General features: G+C 64.9%; 14 protein-coding genes. 6 read left to right on the top strand and 8 right to left on the bottom strand.

Annotated elements, in window-relative coordinates:
* From IEV93_RS02240 to IEV93_RS02230, 3 genes are read right to left on the bottom strand one after another with little or no spacing between them, the layout of a single operon-like run.
* Positions 1–1,365: an amidohydrolase family protein gene (locus tag IEV93_RS02240; RefSeq protein WP_188486528.1), complete on the bottom strand. Its 1,365-nt coding sequence runs from the start codon at positions 1,363–1,365 to the stop codon at positions 1–3.
* A 2-nt stretch (positions 1,366–1,367) separates the two neighbouring features.
* Positions 1,368–2,477: an alpha/beta hydrolase family protein gene (locus tag IEV93_RS02235; RefSeq protein WP_188486526.1), complete on the bottom strand. Its 1,110-nt coding sequence runs from the start codon at positions 2,475–2,477 to the stop codon at positions 1,368–1,370.
* A 2-nt stretch (positions 2,478–2,479) separates the two neighbouring features.
* On the bottom strand, positions 2,480–4,078 hold the full coding sequence (locus IEV93_RS02230) for a bifunctional 3-(3-hydroxy-phenyl)propionate/3-hydroxycinnamic acid hydroxylase (RefSeq protein ID WP_188486524.1): 1,599 nt from the start codon (positions 4,076–4,078) through the stop codon (positions 2,480–2,482).
* A 263-nt stretch (positions 4,079–4,341) separates the two neighbouring features.
* Here IEV93_RS02230 and IEV93_RS02225 point away from each other — a divergent pair, with 263 nt between their 5' ends.
* The 6 genes from IEV93_RS02225 (at position 4,342) to IEV93_RS02200 (ending at position 10,215) form a co-directional block, all read left to right on the top strand.
* Positions 4,342–5,160 carry an IclR family transcriptional regulator domain-containing protein gene (locus IEV93_RS02225; protein ID WP_188486522.1) on the top strand — a complete coding sequence of 273 codons (819 nt, stop codon included), beginning with the start codon at positions 4,342–4,344 and terminating at the stop codon, positions 5,158–5,160.
* 1,061 nt (positions 5,161–6,221) lie between these two features.
* Positions 6,222–6,917: a nucleotide-binding protein gene (locus tag IEV93_RS02220; RefSeq protein WP_188486520.1), complete on the top strand. Its 696-nt coding sequence runs from the start codon at positions 6,222–6,224 to the stop codon at positions 6,915–6,917.
* Between the two features lie 128 nt (positions 6,918–7,045).
* Positions 7,046–7,798 carry a ParB/RepB/Spo0J family partition protein gene (locus tag IEV93_RS02215; RefSeq protein WP_308690735.1) on the top strand — a complete coding sequence of 251 codons (753 nt, stop codon included), beginning with the start codon at positions 7,046–7,048 and terminating at the stop codon, positions 7,796–7,798.
* Positions 7,799–8,219: 421 nt separating this feature from the next.
* Positions 8,220–8,783, top strand: coding sequence for an amino acid permease (locus IEV93_RS02210; RefSeq protein WP_188486516.1), 564 nt, complete (start codon positions 8,220–8,222; stop codon positions 8,781–8,783).
* Between the two features lie 32 nt (positions 8,784–8,815).
* On the top strand, positions 8,816–9,178 hold the full coding sequence (locus IEV93_RS02205; protein ID WP_188486514.1) for a TIGR04076 family protein: 363 nt from the start codon (positions 8,816–8,818) through the stop codon (positions 9,176–9,178).
* A 2-nt stretch (positions 9,179–9,180) separates the two neighbouring features.
* Complete coding sequence (locus tag IEV93_RS02200; protein WP_188486512.1) at positions 9,181–10,215, top strand: LLM class flavin-dependent oxidoreductase; 1,035 nt, start codon at positions 9,181–9,183, stop codon at positions 10,213–10,215.
* 537 nt (positions 10,216–10,752) lie between these two features.
* On the opposite strand, the gene IEV93_RS02195 is transcribed toward IEV93_RS02200, so the two are convergent.
* The 5 genes from IEV93_RS02195 to IEV93_RS02175 form a co-directional block, all read right to left on the bottom strand.
* Entirely contained in the window at positions 10,753–11,328 is a 576-nt protein-coding gene (locus IEV93_RS02195) for a nuclear transport factor 2 family protein (protein WP_188486510.1), read from the bottom strand.
* Between the two features lie 296 nt (positions 11,329–11,624).
* A complete protein-coding gene (locus IEV93_RS02190) occupies positions 11,625–12,641 on the bottom strand; it encodes an LLM class flavin-dependent oxidoreductase (protein ID WP_229704832.1) in 1,017 nt (338 codons plus the stop codon).
* Positions 12,638–12,958, bottom strand: a complete 321-nt coding sequence (locus IEV93_RS02185) for a TIGR04076 family protein (protein ID WP_229704831.1) — start codon at positions 12,956–12,958, stop codon at positions 12,638–12,640. The genes IEV93_RS02190 and IEV93_RS02185 overlap by 4 nt, the downstream gene beginning before the upstream one ends.
* A 12-nt stretch (positions 12,959–12,970) precedes the next feature.
* Complete coding sequence (locus IEV93_RS02180; RefSeq protein WP_188486508.1) at positions 12,971–14,443, bottom strand: APC family permease; 1,473 nt, start codon at positions 14,441–14,443, stop codon at positions 12,971–12,973.
* A 15-nt stretch (positions 14,444–14,458) separates the two neighbouring features.
* Positions 14,459–15,826 carry a flavin monoamine oxidase family protein gene (locus tag IEV93_RS02175; protein WP_188486506.1) on the bottom strand — a complete coding sequence of 456 codons (1,368 nt, stop codon included), beginning with the start codon at positions 15,824–15,826 and terminating at the stop codon, positions 14,459–14,461.
* Positions 15,827–15,857: the final 31 nt, after the last annotated feature.

The following is a 15,857-nucleotide window of genomic DNA, read 5'->3' as shown; positions in this document are numbered from 1 at the left end:
TCAGCCGTCGACGAGGTCGAAGCTGAACAGTCGATCGCGGGACTGTTCAGCGTGGCGGCGGATGGCGGTGGTGTCGACCCCGGTGAGGCGGCCGGCCCATTTGCGGATGGCGCCGGCGACGAAGACGGTGTCGATGTTGCCGGGGTGCCCGGCGCCGACGATGGAGGCGGCGACGTCGTTGCAGGGCAACAGGTTCGCATCATCGAGGCGCACCATGATCAGGTCGGCGTCTTTGCCGGGGGTGATGCTCCCGGTCTTGTGGGCCAGGCCCGAGGCGCGTGCACCTTCGATGGTGGCCATCGCCAACAGGTCGGCGGGGGTGAACTGCGGCAGCGACTCATACGACGCGGGATCAATGCTGACCCCGGCGTTCTGGGCGAGCAGGGCGGCGCGCATCACGTTGAACATGTCGCCGGCGACCGAGGCCTCGGTGTCGATGCTCAGGCTGGGGCGGATGCCATGGGCCAGGAGCCGTCCGGTGGCCGGGGCGCCGAGCCCGGGCAGTACTGCCTCGACTGCCGCGGACACCGATGCGTGGGCGCCGCTGTCGGCGAGCATCTTCAACTCGTCGTCGCCGCTGGTGCAGCAGTGGATGAACAGCAGGTCCTCGGCGAGCAGACCGGCCTCGCCGAGGGATCCGATGCCCCGGAACTCCGGGCCCCAGGGCCCGTTTCCGACGTGCATGCTCGAGCGGATTCCCAGATCGCGGGCCATCTGCAGGTCCTTGGTGGTGACCTCCAGGGTCGACAGTTCCGGTCCGCGCAGCATCGCCTGCAGGGTGACCAGTGCGTTGTCGTCGGCGAGGAGATCGGCGCGGACCCGGCGGATGTCTTCGGGGTGGGTTGCCTCCCCACGCAGCATCCACTTGTTGGAGTCGATCGAGGGCCACCCGAATGCGAACACCCCGCGGATCCCGGAGTCCCGCAACGCCGAGATCGCGGAATTGGTGTGCTCGGGGCTGTTCTGGATGTGCGATTCGTCGCGCAGCGTGGTGATGCCGGCATCGAGGGCGCCCAGGGCGCCGACGAGGTTGCCGATGTAGACGTCGTCGGGGGTGAACTGCGGGCCCCATGTCACCTGGATGTGTTGGCGGTACTTCGGGAAGTCCCAGCCGGTGCCGACCTGACGGATCGCGCCCTGCCAGGTGTGGCGGTGGGTGTCGATGAACCCGGGCAACACGGCGCGGTCGGTGCCGTCGATGACGGTGGCGCCGGTGGCGTCGAGACCCGGCCCGACCTCGACGATGCGGCCGTCGTCGATCAGGACGTCACCGGTGATGTCTCCGATGGCGTCGTCCTGGGTGAGCAGGTGCGCGCCCTGGATCAGGATGCGCCCGGCGGGGACGGGGGTGTCGGCGGTGCTCATCGTCATCGCTCCTTGGAGGTTGTGAGCCGATCGGCGAACCAGTCGGCGGTGGTGGTGTGTTTGTCGTGTGAGTGGTTGTAGATGCAGTGATCGCCGTCGGGGAACTCGGTGAACGTCTTGTCCGAGGCGCCGGCCCAGTCATATATCGCGCGGGCGTTGTTGATCAGGAAAATCTGATCGGGGGTGCCGTGCATGACGTGCACCGGGCAGCGCAGCGACGCCAGATCCGTCTCGGTCAGCTGGTAGTCGTTCATGGCCGTGCGGGCGTCGTCGGGATCGTCGATGCCCAGCAGCGGTTGGACTTTGCTGATGAACCGTCGGAACCGGTCGAGGATCTCGGCCGGGCGGATGGTGCCGCCGTTGACCATGCACGCCGCGATCCGGCCGTCGCGCGCGGCGGTCAGGGCGGCGAGGTAGCCGCCCATGCTGTTGCCCCAGATACCGACGGTGTCACTCAACCTTTCGTCGGCGACGAGGTAATCGACCATCGCCGAGAACGCGGTGTGCACCTCGGCAGTCATGTGCAGCCCACCGAACAGCCGGGTCTCGCCCTGGCCGGGCCCGTCGACGAGCAGGACCGCGATACCGCGTGCCAGCAGATATGTCGCGCCGACGTGGTATTCCTCGCGCCACCCGTCGAACCCGCCCATCAGGATCACCGTGGGCGGGTTGTCGACCCCGGCCGGGCGCAGCAGCCACCCGTAGAGGTAGCCGCCGCGGTGACCGATCGCGATGTGTTCGGTGCGTGGGTCGTCGAGATCACCTGCGGCGCAGTAGAAATCGATCAGCTTGCGATACATCGGCCGTTTACGGGGGTCGTCGTCGGGCAGGACGACCTGCCCGACGCGGTAGCAGGCGCTGGCATACCGGAAGTAGCTGCGTGCGGTGTCGACGTGCCCGGCGGCCAATGCTGCGGAGGCTTTGTCTGCGGCGACGTCACCGACGCGGGCACCGGCATCGGCCCACGGGGTGCCGGCGTCAGCGAGGGCATAGATCTCGACGACGTCGGCGTAGTCCATGCCGTTGCCGAGCAGCCGCTGCAGCGGCATCGCCCGTTTGTGGGCATCGACCTCCGCCTGCCACGGCGGCGCAGCCTGGTCGGTGTCGGTCACGCTCACACCGACGCCGTGGCGACCGCGTCAGGCTGCGGCACCCGCGCCGGGGCCGGGAAACGCCCGGCCAGACCATCGGCCAGCGAGTCGAGCAGCGCACCGCTCTCGCTGGCGTCGGCGACGCCACCGAAGACCCAGAAGTCAGGGCGCAGCAAGACAGTCTGCGCGCCGATCGAGTCGAGCCATGCGGCGTAGGTGCCCTCGGCGTCGATGATCGGCGCCCCCGACCCGTCCGGGCCGACGTGGGCGATCGTGATCCCGAGGCGGTCGACGAGATCGGTCTGGGCGGCACTGAGTGCGGTGGTGGTCTCGGCCGAGCGGGTCAACAGCACCCACCCGCCGCCGACGACGTCGTCGAACAGTCCGGTCGTGCCGTCGACGGTGACGACTCCCTGGTGGCCGATGCCGCCGGCCATGGGGTCTTCGGCCCGAACGAACGCGGTCGGGCCGGGGATCTCGGGCAGCGGCGGGATCAGCGAGGGATCTGTGAGTGCGGCCTTCATGCCCTGATCGCGCATCGCCGCGATCTCGGGATCGGTGATCACACACGGCAACCCGATCTCGCGGGACAGGTTCATCCAGCCGATGAAGTTGGGTTTGCGGTCCGCGGTGTAGCTCTCGAGGATCTGCGGGGAGGCCTGTCCCTTGAGGATCAGATCCAGACGCCACACCAGCGCCGAGGCGTCGCGGATGCCGTTGCACATTCCCTCACCGGCGAACGGCCACAACACGTGCGCGGCGTCGCCGGCGAGCAGCACGCGCCGGTCCTGCCAGTGCTCGGCGACGACCTCACGGAACCGGTAGACCGGTCGGCGCAGGATCTCCACGTCGTCGGGCCCCACCCACGGCTTGAGTAGCTCCCAGACCCGCTCCTCGGTGAAGTCCTCGGGGGTTTCGTGGGGCAGCAGCGTCCACTCCCAGCGGTGGTGGTGCGCGCCGAGCTGGAACAGACACCCCGGGCGGCTGGCGTCGGCGAACTGGCCGTTGTCGAAGTCGAAGTTGAGCTTGTGCTTTTCCTTGCAGTCGACGACGAGCTGCTCGTAGTCGCAGTTGCCGACCCAGGTCTTGATGCCCAGGGCCTCGCGGATCGGGCTGTTCGCGCCGTCGGCGGCGATCAGGTACTTCGCGCGGACGTCGAACTGCTTGCCGGTGTCGCGGTTTTCCAGGGTGACGGTGACACCGTCATCGTCCTGGGTGAACGACAGCGCTCGGGTGGACATGGTGACCGTGACGTTGCCGGTCTCCATCACCTGACGGTGCATCGCCAGCTCGAGGAAGTTTTGGTAGAAGATCCAGTGCCCGCGGTGACCGTGCGGCCCGATCTGCGACCAGTCCAGGCGCAACAGCAGCTCACCGTCGAACGCCTTGGTGCGCATGTCGTAGTTCTCCCACGCCACCGCATCGCTCTTGAACTCGTCGGCAGCACCGATCTTCTGCAGCGTGCGCACGATCTCGTCGTCCATGTGCCCGGCCCGCGACATGCCATAGAGCTTCGGGTGGGCCTCGAACGCGGCAACCGAATGCCCCGCCTGACCCAGTTGAGCGCTGGCCATCTGACCGACCGGTCCGAAACCAATAACTACGACGTCGTAGGTATCCATGTGCAGGTCCTTTCATGACTTCCATCGAATCGGGCGTCACGGGACCATCCGTAACCGCTCCGTGGCGCTGCCAAGAACTTTGACCACCACACCCGGCGTGTCCGCCTGGCGGACACCCGTCCGTTCCTGTAGCGTCCAGAGTGCAACCTGCAGCGGCATGTGTCAAGCGTCATAGTCGACCGCGGCTCGTGCCCGGGGTCACCGCGCAGGTGAGAGCAGCGGTGGGCGAATAATGGGCAGGGCACTACGCAGCAGGAGGAAAGATGGCGCAACGAGGCAGCGGGCCCGATTTCATCGAGGCACTCGCCCGGGGACTGCATGTGCTCCGGTCGTTTTCCCCCGCCCAGCCCACGATGCGGCTCAGCGACGTCGCCACCGCAGCTGACCTGGCGCGACCGACCGCCCGACGGATCCTGCTGACCCTCGAGGAGCTGGGCTACGTCCGCTCCGACGACGCCGGCGCCTACACGCTGACCCCCCGAGTTCTCGAACTCGGCATGGCCTACGTCGGATCACTGGGGCTGTGGGACATCGCCCGCCCGCACCTGCACGACCTGGTCGCCCGCACCGGTGAATCGTCGTCGATGTCGCAGCTCGACGGATCTGACATCGTCTACGTCTCCCGGGTGGCCGTGCCCAAGCTGATCGCGCTACGGGTGGAGATCGGCACCCGATTCCCGGCCATGGTCACCTCCCAGGGCAAAGTCCTCCTCGCCGCCCTGGACTTCGACGAGGTCCTCACCGCGCTGTCTGAGCGGACTCGCTCAGGACTGCCGGCACCGGCGATCACTGAACCCGACCTCGCCGCGACCCTCGCCGAGGTCCGCGATCAAGGGTGGGCGGTGGCCGACAACGAACTCGCCCCCGGCGTCCGGTCGATTGCCGTTCCCGTCGCCGACGGCGGCGGAGTCGTGCGCGCCGCGATGAACGTCACCGTGCACTCGGCGGAGACCTCGCTGGAAACCCTGACCGGCAGGTATCTGCCACTGCTGCAGGAGACCGCGGCACAGATCAGCGCCGATTGGGCGCAGTGGCAGTCACGGCCGATCGAGCGCGTGCAACCGCACCGTTCCACCGCCTGACCCTCACCGACCCCGCCCACCACCGGCAGTCGTGCGTTTCAAACACCCGCTCCCGGTGGGGTTTCCCCGCCGATAAGGGCGAGCGCGGTATCGCCGCCGATGCGGCGCTCTGGCCACGCTCGTCGTGACCGACCCAACCCCGGCTGTCGTCCGCCAGTCCCCCGTTGGGGGCGGTCGCCCGCGAGCCAATCCATCAAGTGGCCTACTGCGGTTGATCAGGTAGGGCTGACGAAGTATCCCGCGATACTGCCCATAGGTGCCATAGGTGCCAGACAGCGCGCATGGAGGTCGCCCGGGCATCTAAGACCCGTCGCGGCCGGGGGTTGGACGGTGTTGCGGGCCAGCGCAGGCACAGCACGTCTACTCGTAGTGACGAGGTTGAAACTTGGACCACACTGTAGGACTGCGGGTCTTTGGTCAGAGGATGCCGCTTGCGTGCGGTCCTTCGACGCTAGGTGACCTCTTAGGTGGACGCGAAGAATGCACAGCAGTCACGGGTCTGTATGCACACGCCGTCAATGCTGTTCAACACGGGGCCAACCCGACCAACCGCTCGCTGCGCGTAGAGATGGCGCTGAAATGCGGCCGGAGCTTTCTCCTGCGGACTGTGCGGACTGGCGACAACTCGACACGACCCCGGAAACGAGGAAGCCCTGACCGGGTTTCCCCTGGTCAGGGCCTCTTCTGTGTCTCAACCAACACGTCGGGGTGGCGGGATTCGAACCCACGACCTCTTCGTCCCGAACGAGCGCACCTGGGAGTTTGTTGTTGTTGACGCAGTTGAGGATTCACTGTTTCCGCTGGTGAGCGGCGTTGTGGGTGTTTGCCAGTGAGAGCTGGTTTCGGTGCTGCTGCGGACTGTCTGCGGACTGGCGGGGTTTCCCCACCTCGAGCTGGCAGGCTGTCCAAATGCTCCACACATCAACCGTATTCGATCGATGTCTGGTCGTGCGCGATGTCCGCCCGAGGCCCGCCGGACGGCGCGGTTTACCGCGGTAAACACCGGCGCCTCACGCGTCGGGATTGGCAAACACTGACGGACGCTACGAAGGGCGGTTGGCATGGGTGTGCATGTGGTGATGAATCAAAAGGGTGGGGTGGGCAAGTCGACGTTGGCGATGAACCTCGCCGCGGTGAAGGCCGACGTTCTCACCGACCCGGCAGGGGAGCGAGGCGTGTCGCCGGTGTTGGCGGTGTCGATTGACCCGCAGGGATCTGCGGTGTGGTGGGCCGATCGGGTTGCCGATCTACCGTTCCGGATCGCCCAAGCCCACGACGATGTCGGGATGTTGGGCCGGCTCCGGCACTTGCCGGGTATCGATCACGTCATCGTCGACACCCCCGGATGGATTGGTGACACCCCGGGTGCGACGGACAACGGTGGCACCGGCTACGCCCTCGATGCCGTCCTGGGGTCGGCGGATTTGGTGATCGTGCCGATCGTTCCGGAGCCGTTGGCGTTCGATCCGACCGCACGCACGATCACTAAGGTCATCGAACCGTTGGGCATCCCATACGTCGTTGTCATCAACGACTGGGATCCACGAGACGGGCGCTCAGATCTTGAACAGACGCAGGCGTTCGTCCGGTCGCGTGGATGGCCGTTGGCGCGCACCGTGGTCCGCCACTACAAAGTCCATGCCCGCGCCGCAGCCGAAGGGCGCGTCGTCACCGAATACGGCTCCAGCCGGGTCGCGCTGCAAGCGCGTGAAGACGTGCAGCGGCTGTGCCTCGAACTCGAAGTGGGGGCTAAGTAGTGGTCGGCGGGCGGGGTGGGCGTGTCGACCTCGCGGACCTAGCCGGGTCGGTGGGGGACAGCTCGACCGTCGATGCACCCACAAACTCGGATGGGGTGTTTCGGGCGAACGTGCCCCTCGGACAGTTGGTGGCGAACCCGCGTAACCCGCGCGGCGAGGTGGGCAACCTCGAGGACCTCGCCACCATCGCCGAACGGCAACTCCAACCAGGCACCGTCGTGACGCGTGCGGCGTGGCTAGCTCTGTGGCCCGAGGATGCGGCGCAGTTGGGTGCCGCACGGTGGGTGGTCGTCAACGGCTGCCGCCGCCTCGCAGCGTGCCACCACTACCAACGGGCTGGAATGGATGTCGTCATCCGCGACTCCCTCGCACACGACAGGCAGTCAATTCTGTGGGCGGCGATCGTGGAGAACATCGACCGCCAAGACTTCGACGTCCTGGAGGAAGCTCACGCCGTCGAACTCCTTGTCGCTGAGACCGGCAGCGCCACGGCGGCGGCTGAACGACTCGGTCGCAGTTCAGGTTGGATCTCCCAACGACGTGCGCTGCTCAAGCTCGCGCCCGAGCTGCAGCAGGCGTTGCGCAATGGCGAGCTCGCCGTGCGCCTCGCCCGCTCACTCGCTCAGGTACCACTGGCCCAGCAGGTTGACGCGTGGCGTAAGGCGCAAGACCGCCGAGGAGCGGGCCGAGAAGTCCCTAGGGCCGCTGACGTCGCGGCGGAGCCGGTGACACCCGCGACGGTGATGTCCCGGGCATTTCGCAGAGTGAAGGCCCAACCAACGGATGTAGTGGTTGCCGTCTGTGAGATCTATGACGAGACCCAGATCAACGAGCTGATCGTCCTGCTGTCCCGAAACCGGCGGCTGTCGCCAAAGACGTAGTCAACCGGGTGAGCCCGCCCGGCAGGGGATGTCTATCGATCGAACGGCGCCTTGACCGAATGCGCGTCCGCGTTGAAGGTGGGTGAGAGTCAAATCGGAAAGAAGTCGTTCCCCGACTGCCGCCATCGTCGGCCGATCTCTTACACCCAACGAGTCGTCGCCCCTGAAATCGGCGTACCAACATAGCCCGACACTTAGCGGTCTCGCGGACGCGTTCGCGGCCTAGACGCCGGACAGCGAGCCGCCGCCCCAGCTGCTGGCGGGTGTGAAAGACTCCTGGAGAATCGAACGAGTGCGTCGCATGGCGGGGCGTACTAGGCGATGAGGGAGAACTATGTCGGCCAAGGCTTTCGAAGGACGAGGTGGAAGTGTCTTCCTCGGCTTGAGTCAAGATTACGCAGGCCCCGCACTCTTTCACGCAATGTCAGTGATCTTGCTGGCAAGCCTGTTCGCCACCTGTCTCGGGATGACAAATTTTGCAGCTCGGTATCTGCAGCATCTCGCCGGTGACAAGCTCATGCCGTCGGGCTTCGCTACCCTTGCCCAGAACGGCTCGCCGACGCGGGCCGTCGTCGCTCAGATTGCACTCGTATTGCTGGGAGTGGGGGGCGCGGGCCTCCTAGGATCTGATCCATACTTAGACACTGGTGCAGTGCTTTTCGGCGTCGGGGCGGTCTCAGTTGTTCTTCTCCAGCTGATCGCTGCCATTGCCATCGTGAGATTCCTGCACGCGCATAGGCCCGCCAGGCGCTCACAGTGGTGGTCTCGGAGGATCGCACCTCTGCTCGGCCTCGCGGGACTCGCAGCCGCGGTCGTCATCATCATGAGCAGCTTCTCCACGATCACCGGGAAATCGGGGATCTTCTACGAGGTCCTCCCCTGGCTGTCGGTAGTAGCCGTCGTCGCGGGCGGAGTGCGCGGATATCTGCTTGATCGCAGGTTCGACGCGGCTGGCGATGACACCGTAGCGGGTAAGTACACGTGAAGATTCTTCCCGCAACGAGAAATGAGAACCCGATGAAATTCAACGACGAGTACCACCTGTACGACCTGAGAGTCGAGGTCGTCTCCGCGGGTGACGGCCGTCCAATGGTGTGCCGCCACAACGAGGGTGACTTCTTCTCAGTCACCGACGATGACCTCTTGACCTTCCCCGCTGGAGTTTCCTTCCCGATGTACCCACTGGCGGCACTGATCCCAATCCTGTCGGCCAAGACGCGGGAACTCGATCCAAACGACTGGATGTTCACCGACACCGATATCGCGTGTCCGGATCCGAACTGTGGTGGTTTGTTCCACATATCGCGAGGTGAACGAAGGACCTACCGGAACAGTGAGCAGACGACGCCGCGAGAGAACGCGAACCGGAAAGTAGGCTGAATATGGTAAAGGATAGCGAGCACGGCCTCGAGGTCGGTCTCGGTTGGGCCGGCGCTATGAGACCTGGAGAGTACGGGCCGCTGGCCGCCTATGCGGAGAAGGCCGGCGTAGATTCGCTGATTGTTTACAGCGACCTAATGTTTCAACCGCCGCTTGGGCCCTTGCTTGAGATGGCGAACGCCACGAAGTCGGTATCGCTGACACTCGGATGTCTAACGCCGTTCACGGTTCACCCCGTGGAGATCGCCGGTCAACTAGCGTACTTGGACGCGGCGTCCGATGGCCGAGCGACGCTTGGTCTGGTACGCGGCGCGTGGCTCGAGAAGCTCGGGCTCGATCAACGGCGGACTATCACCGCGATCCGCGAGACTTGCGAGATTGTGACCCGCCTGCTCTCGGGTGACCGTTCGGGTTTTGACGGCAAGGTGTTCACGCTCGGAGAGGGACTCGGGCTCCAGTACTCGCCCCGACGTACCGAGGTTCCGCTGACAATCGGTACGTGGAGTCCCAAATTAGCCTCTCTCGCCGGTGAATTGGCAGACGAAGTGGAGGTCGGTGGTACTGCTAATCCCGATATGGTCGAGGTGATTCGCCGCATGACGATGGTCGGAACGGAGATGGCCGGTCGGCCATCCGATGCGCTCGAGATCTCTTTCAATCCCATGCTCGTAATCGATGACGACGGTGAGAAGGCAGAGGCTCTCGCCCGGACGATGGGAGCCATGTACGTAGCCGTAGTGGGTGCTCACGATCCGACCGTCGAGCTCGATCCTGAGATGGTGGGGAAGATGAACGCGCTGATAGCGGACGACGACCACGAGGGCGCCGGGCGGTTGATCAGTCCCGGGTTGCTCCGCAAGTTCCTTATCTGCGGGACCCCGTCGGACGCAATCGACCACCTGCTCGAACTCGAGGAGGCTGGCGTCGATCGCGTGTATCTCGGGAACCCGTTCGGTTTGGACGAGGACACCGGGTTGCGACTGTTGGCCGAGAAGGTGCTGCCGGGTCTGCGCTCCCGCGGATCCCGAGAGGCTTGACCTGCTCCTTTGTCGTCAGCCAACGTGTGGTTCTCACTTACTTCGGAGGTGGCGTGGTTGCGGATACGGCGGTAGATGAACGCCGACCGCGATTGTGGGAGCGCTTACCGGGCCGGGCCGGGCGGCTATAGGCCTCGGCCCCAGGGTGCTTGAAGCGTTCGGCGTCGCCGCTGATTTATGCGCAGTCCGGCCTGGTGAAGCGGCGTTTGCGTCCCCTCCGGGGCTGTGCCGCCTACTAGGGATTGGGCCTCGTCCATAGCACCAGCGCGGCCGGTTGGTCGGAAGGAATACGATACCTAGCCAACGAGATGTCCTAGTGCTCGACGTAGATCCCACATTGGTGGGTTCCGCCACTGTGGGTAGCTCGGCTCTCGGTCGGCCGATTGTGGACGTTGATTAACCTACTTTCCTAGTATGCCCGCTTCAGATACGACCTGACGGTCAACCATAAGGTGAGTAGGGTTGTCGAGACCCTCAGTGGTCCCGTCACATCTCAGTTCAGAAGATTGGGTAGGAGGTGAGTCTGTCGGCAACGAATCAGCCCAGGCCGTTTTTCGAACGCATCAACGTTGAGGCGGACTCGAAGTTTTCGGTGAACCCGTCCGGTAGTGGAGCGGTGAAGACATTCTCGGTGCGAGTACGCGCGATGAGCCAGTGTCCGTCGATGCGGGTGAAGGTGTTGTTCAAGCGGCTGGATCGAAGTAGTGCTGTGCCGTCGGCAAACAGCCAGGGCTGCATATGGATCCACTGTCCCGAGGCGCGGTTGCCCTGAACGTGGATTTGCTCCGACGTCAGATAATGAGCGTTGAGCACCAGAGCGGGGTCACGCTTTTCGCCCCAGAACCGTTGGAAGTGAGCAGATATCGCGGCCTTGCCATCTGCGCGGCCGAACTGGCCCTCGTAGTGGGTGCCGACACCCTCCCATACGGCGTCCTCGGTGTAGAGGGCGAGTATCGCGTCGATGCGGTCTTTGTCGTTGGTGATACCGAATTCGGGACACGGGGTGTCGCACAAGAACATGTATCGCGCCTGGATCCGTCTGATATCGGCCTCGGCTTCTAGTGTCTCGATTCGTGTAGTGAGATCGGCGATAGTATCTGCGGAGATGATCATTTGGTCGTCCAATTCCTGTTGAAATGGGATTTGAGGCACGGTGTCTATTGTCGCGGGGCGATCTCTGCCCGCAGCGCCGGGTGTTGGGTCCACGGGGTGTATGTGGCCACCCCGCCGCGGATTCGGTGGGTCATCACTGCCACTTCTGCCGGAACCGGTGCGGGTGGTCGGAACATCGGATCCCCGAAGACGGTCACCAATTCAAATCCCGTCTCCCCAGCGAACGAGGCGATCGCCCGATGGTCTGCCGGGACCACAGAACCAGCCGGCCGATGCCCACCTCGGCGCCGCGGTTATCAGCACGGAACCAATGACCGGAGAATAGGGAGAACCCGCCGACTCAGCAGGTCGATTCCCCCGGCGGAGTTCAGGCCGAACGGCGAGTCGAACTCGACTCTGCCCGCGCCTGCGTCGTAGCAGGCCGCCGCATGTTCGGCCACCTGTTCGGGTGTCCCGCAGAACGTGAAGTGGTCGAGGATGTCGTCAGGGATGAGGCGGCCCGCGGCCTCGTGGTCATGCTCGTGGAGCAAGGTGCCCATTCGGTCGAGCAACTCGGGATCGCACTCGATCGTTCGGTCGAGTGCGGCTATGGCATGTAAGGGCAGCGCGGCTTCTGTCCGGGCGCGCGTTCGAGCGGCGTTCCCGTCCTCGTCGACGACGGTAACGGCGGTCAAGACGATACGGACATCGTCGAGAGACCGGTCCGCGGCGGCGATTCCACGATTCGCCCAGGCCCTGATGTGCCCGATCATCGCCGGGTTTGCGCAGCCACCCACCTGAATCTCGTCGGCGCGTGCACCGGCGAACTCGGCGAGACGTGGGCTCCACGTACCAATCATCAGTGGCACCGACGGCCGAAAGACGGGGTAGTAGGGCGCGGTCTGAGGGGCGAGCGAATAGACCGTGCCGGTGTACCCGTCGGCGGAGCCGGACAGGACCGCCTGCACGACACCGAGGGTGTCGGTGATGGCGGGCATGGCAGTCGAGGTGTCGATACCCAGCTGATCGAGCCACGAACCCCGGACCAGCCCGAGGAATGCCCTCCCTCCGGAGAGGTGATCCAAATACGCGATCTGACCGGCAATCTCGACCGGGTGGTGGGTCCATGGTGTGTAGCAACCGACCCCGAGTCTCATCGTCGAGGTGGCACGCGCCATGTCCGCGAGGACCATCGCCGGGGGTTGCATCATCAGGTCCCCGAACGCTGTGGCGACGTGGAACCCGGATTCCTCGAGATGTGCTGCCAAGGGGCCATATTCGCCGGGCGACAGAAGGCCACCAAACCCGACGCCGTATTCGACGGGGGTCGTCACGTGAGGTCCTCGGTGCGCATCGTCACCTCACCGACTCGGTCGACGCGCATGATCAGACCCTCCTCGGGGTCCGGACAGCACACGAGCGAGTCCTGTTCGAGCCAATCCGAGTCGGGGAGACGACGCATCTTGGCCGGGAGTAGCGGCAGAACAGACTGAATTGCCCAGTAGCAGAACGCCTGTCCCGCAGGCAGGGTCAGCTGATCACTGTTGCGGACCTCGAAGTAGTCGCCCACCTTCATCCCGCAGACCGACCGCCCTCTGATCTCGCTGACGGTGACGCGTAGATCGTACAGGGTCATTTCGTCGTCGGACACGATGTGTACCTCTCAGAGGATGTGGGCTTCGGGAAAGCTTGTCTGCTCGAGTGGTTTCTCGACGGTGACGATGTCGGGCAGCACATGGTGACGCACCTTGCCGTGATAGACGCCCCATCCGGCACAGACGATCACGAGGACAATCGCGGTGTAGACGCCGTACCGTGATTCGTCGGCCGGAATGGGGACCACCGAGCCGATGACACCCGCGCCGACCGTTGCGCCGGCGAGAACCACAGCGATCCAACCCACGGGGTGCCAGGCCTTGCGTATCAACAGCGCGGCCGCCGCCACGATCAACACGAGATATGCCGTCATCACCAGCAGTCCGCCCAGCGTCGCCCCGATGGAGAACCCGGTGTAAGGGTCCATACCCGTGGCGGACGACGCGACCGCGACGATGGCGATGCAGACGACCGAGACCACGGAGAAGATCGCGATTCCGACGATGGGGGTCTGCCAGCGGGTGACGGAGCCGACCCGGGGCGGCAACAACTTTCCGCGAGAGAGTGCGAATAGGCCCCGCGACGATGCGACCATGAAGCCGATCGCGACCGCGACCATGTCGAGCACAAGGCCCAGCTGCGCGAATGGTGCGATCCAGTGGCCGACGTAGGTTTCACCCATAGTTGACAACCCCAGAGGGTCGGAAGCCCACTGGCCCGCCGCGTTCGGCAGGCCGAATCCGATTGTCCCGGCATACTGCATGAGGAGGCAGAAGCCGCCGACGATGAGGATGGTGGCGATGACCGCGCGTGGCACAGATCGGCGTGCATCCTTGGCCTCCTCGCCGAGCGAGGCAGCGGATTCGACACCGACGAAGAGCAACGCGCAGAACATGAAGGTGGGGAGGAAGTCTCCGGCCGTCGATGCGGTGGGGTCGAGCACTGCGGTGGTGTTACCGGCTGCGCCGCCCTTGGAGATGACCGCGATGGCGATGATCAGGTACGGCACCACCGAGAGGACGAAGATGGTCAGCTGAGCACGGACCGACAGGTCCACGCCGCGGATGTTTAGCGCGGCGACGATCAGCAGGACGCCGAGGCTGATCAACCAGAACGGGACGTCCAAGTCGAGGTAGCGGTTGAAGAGGTCGCGCCCCAGAACACCTGCGCCGATGAGCATCGTGGGCCCACCGAGAATTATGTAGGCCAGGTAGTAGAAACCTGAGGTGGCGATACCGGCGGTCGGCCCGAGGGTTCGTCCGACGTATTCGTACATCACGCCGGCGTGGGTGTAGCGGCGGGCGAACATGACGAGGATGGCCCCGAGACCGAGCACGCCGATCAGGACGATCACCAGGTAGAGCGGACCGGCGCTTCCTCCCTTCGCGGCGACGATGCCGCCCAGTAACGCGGCTGAGGTGATGGGTCCGACCGCCAGTGATTGCGCGACGAGGTCGGTGGTACCCAATTTGTTCTGGGCCAAGCCGGTGGCGACTGTCGGGGGTGACGTCGTGTCCGGTGTCGTGGGTTGTCTGCTCATCTGATTGTCCTCGCTCTATGTGGTGAGTGATCGATGGTGCGCCGACAGCTCGCCGATGAGCTTTCGTGCCGTGACGATCCCGGATTCGATCGCCCCGTCGACAACGACGCCGTTCCATCCCTTGGCGAAGTCGGCGCCGGCGAATCGGAGCCGGGTGTCAGTGGTGTAAAAGGCGCTCCAGCCCTCGAAGAACTGGCCGGACTTCAGGGTCGCCCAGGTTTGCCCGGACCATTTGTCGGCAACCCAGTCGTGCCCGCCGCAGTCGAGAACGGTGAGGTCGCCGCGCCAGACGTCGAGCGCTTTCTGCGCAGACGCCACGTCGTCCAGGTCGATGGCAGTGTGGTCGGAACCGAAGCCAACCAGGATGGTGGCATTCTCGTCATCGAGAAAGTATTCGCTGCGCAGCAACGAGATCGGGTGCTCGCCGGGGGCCCCGGCGATGACCGAGTGGTGGCCCGCGACCTTGATCCAGATCTTGAATCCGGACGAGTTCGTCTTCTCCGTGACCAGTTTCTGTTGGGGCGCGGTCATCGGCGGATCGAACTCGATGTGTTCGAGTGCGCCGATCGGTGCCGTGAGCACGACTGCGTCTGCGTGGTGCGTTGTGCCGTCGGCCAGCGTGAGCTCGACGCCCGTGGCGGTGTGCACGATGCGCGCAACCGCGGTGTCCAAGGCGATGGGGCCGCGGATGTCGGCGGCGATCGAGTCGTAGAGTCCCCGCATCCCGTGGGTCAGCTTGAACCGCAACGTCTGCTCGTCCATCAACGAGCTGCGGTGATCGCTGAGCGCCCCCCAGTGTTTGGCCATGAGAGGAGACGCCGTTGCTGTCGGTCCCTGATAGCCGGCCGACCAGTAGGAATCAGCGAGGTCGATGTCCTCCTGGGTGAAATCGCCGTCGCGGAGACAGTCGAGGACACTTCCGTTGTCTGCAGACCGGAAGCGCGCCAGCAGCTCTGGATCGGTGGTCGGATCGTCGACCACGCGCATCGGGTCGTGCGGGTAAGGGAAGAAGTCGCGCGAGTTCTCGAGGATTTTCTCCTGCACCCGGCTCAGCGCGACATCGAGATCGTGCTCGGTGCCGCGGCGCACGGTGTCACCGCTCACCCAGTAGGCGTCCTCGATGTCCGGGCTCGGGTAGATTTCCTGGCCGTAGCGGGTGATCTCGGTCCACACGAACGGCTGCATCCAGTGCACCCAGGTGGCGCCCATCTCCAGAACGTGACCGCCGAGACGTTCATCGGTCCAAGCGCGCCCGCCGATCCGGTCGCGCGCTTCGTACACGCAGACGTCGATGCCGGCCGACTCGAGCTCACGAGCGGCTACGAGGCCGGAGAACCCGGCGCCGACAACGAAGACCGAGGGCGTTTTTTGAGCAGTAGACATGAGATGTTTCCTTGCCGGTGAGAGTGGGGCG

The organism is Williamsia phyllosphaerae, assembly GCF_014635305.1.
Lineage (GTDB): Bacteria > Actinomycetota > Actinomycetes > Mycobacteriales > Mycobacteriaceae > Williamsia_A > Williamsia_A phyllosphaerae.
Note: the sequence above shows the minus strand (reverse complement) of the source record. Positions and strands in the feature narration are given on the sequence as shown.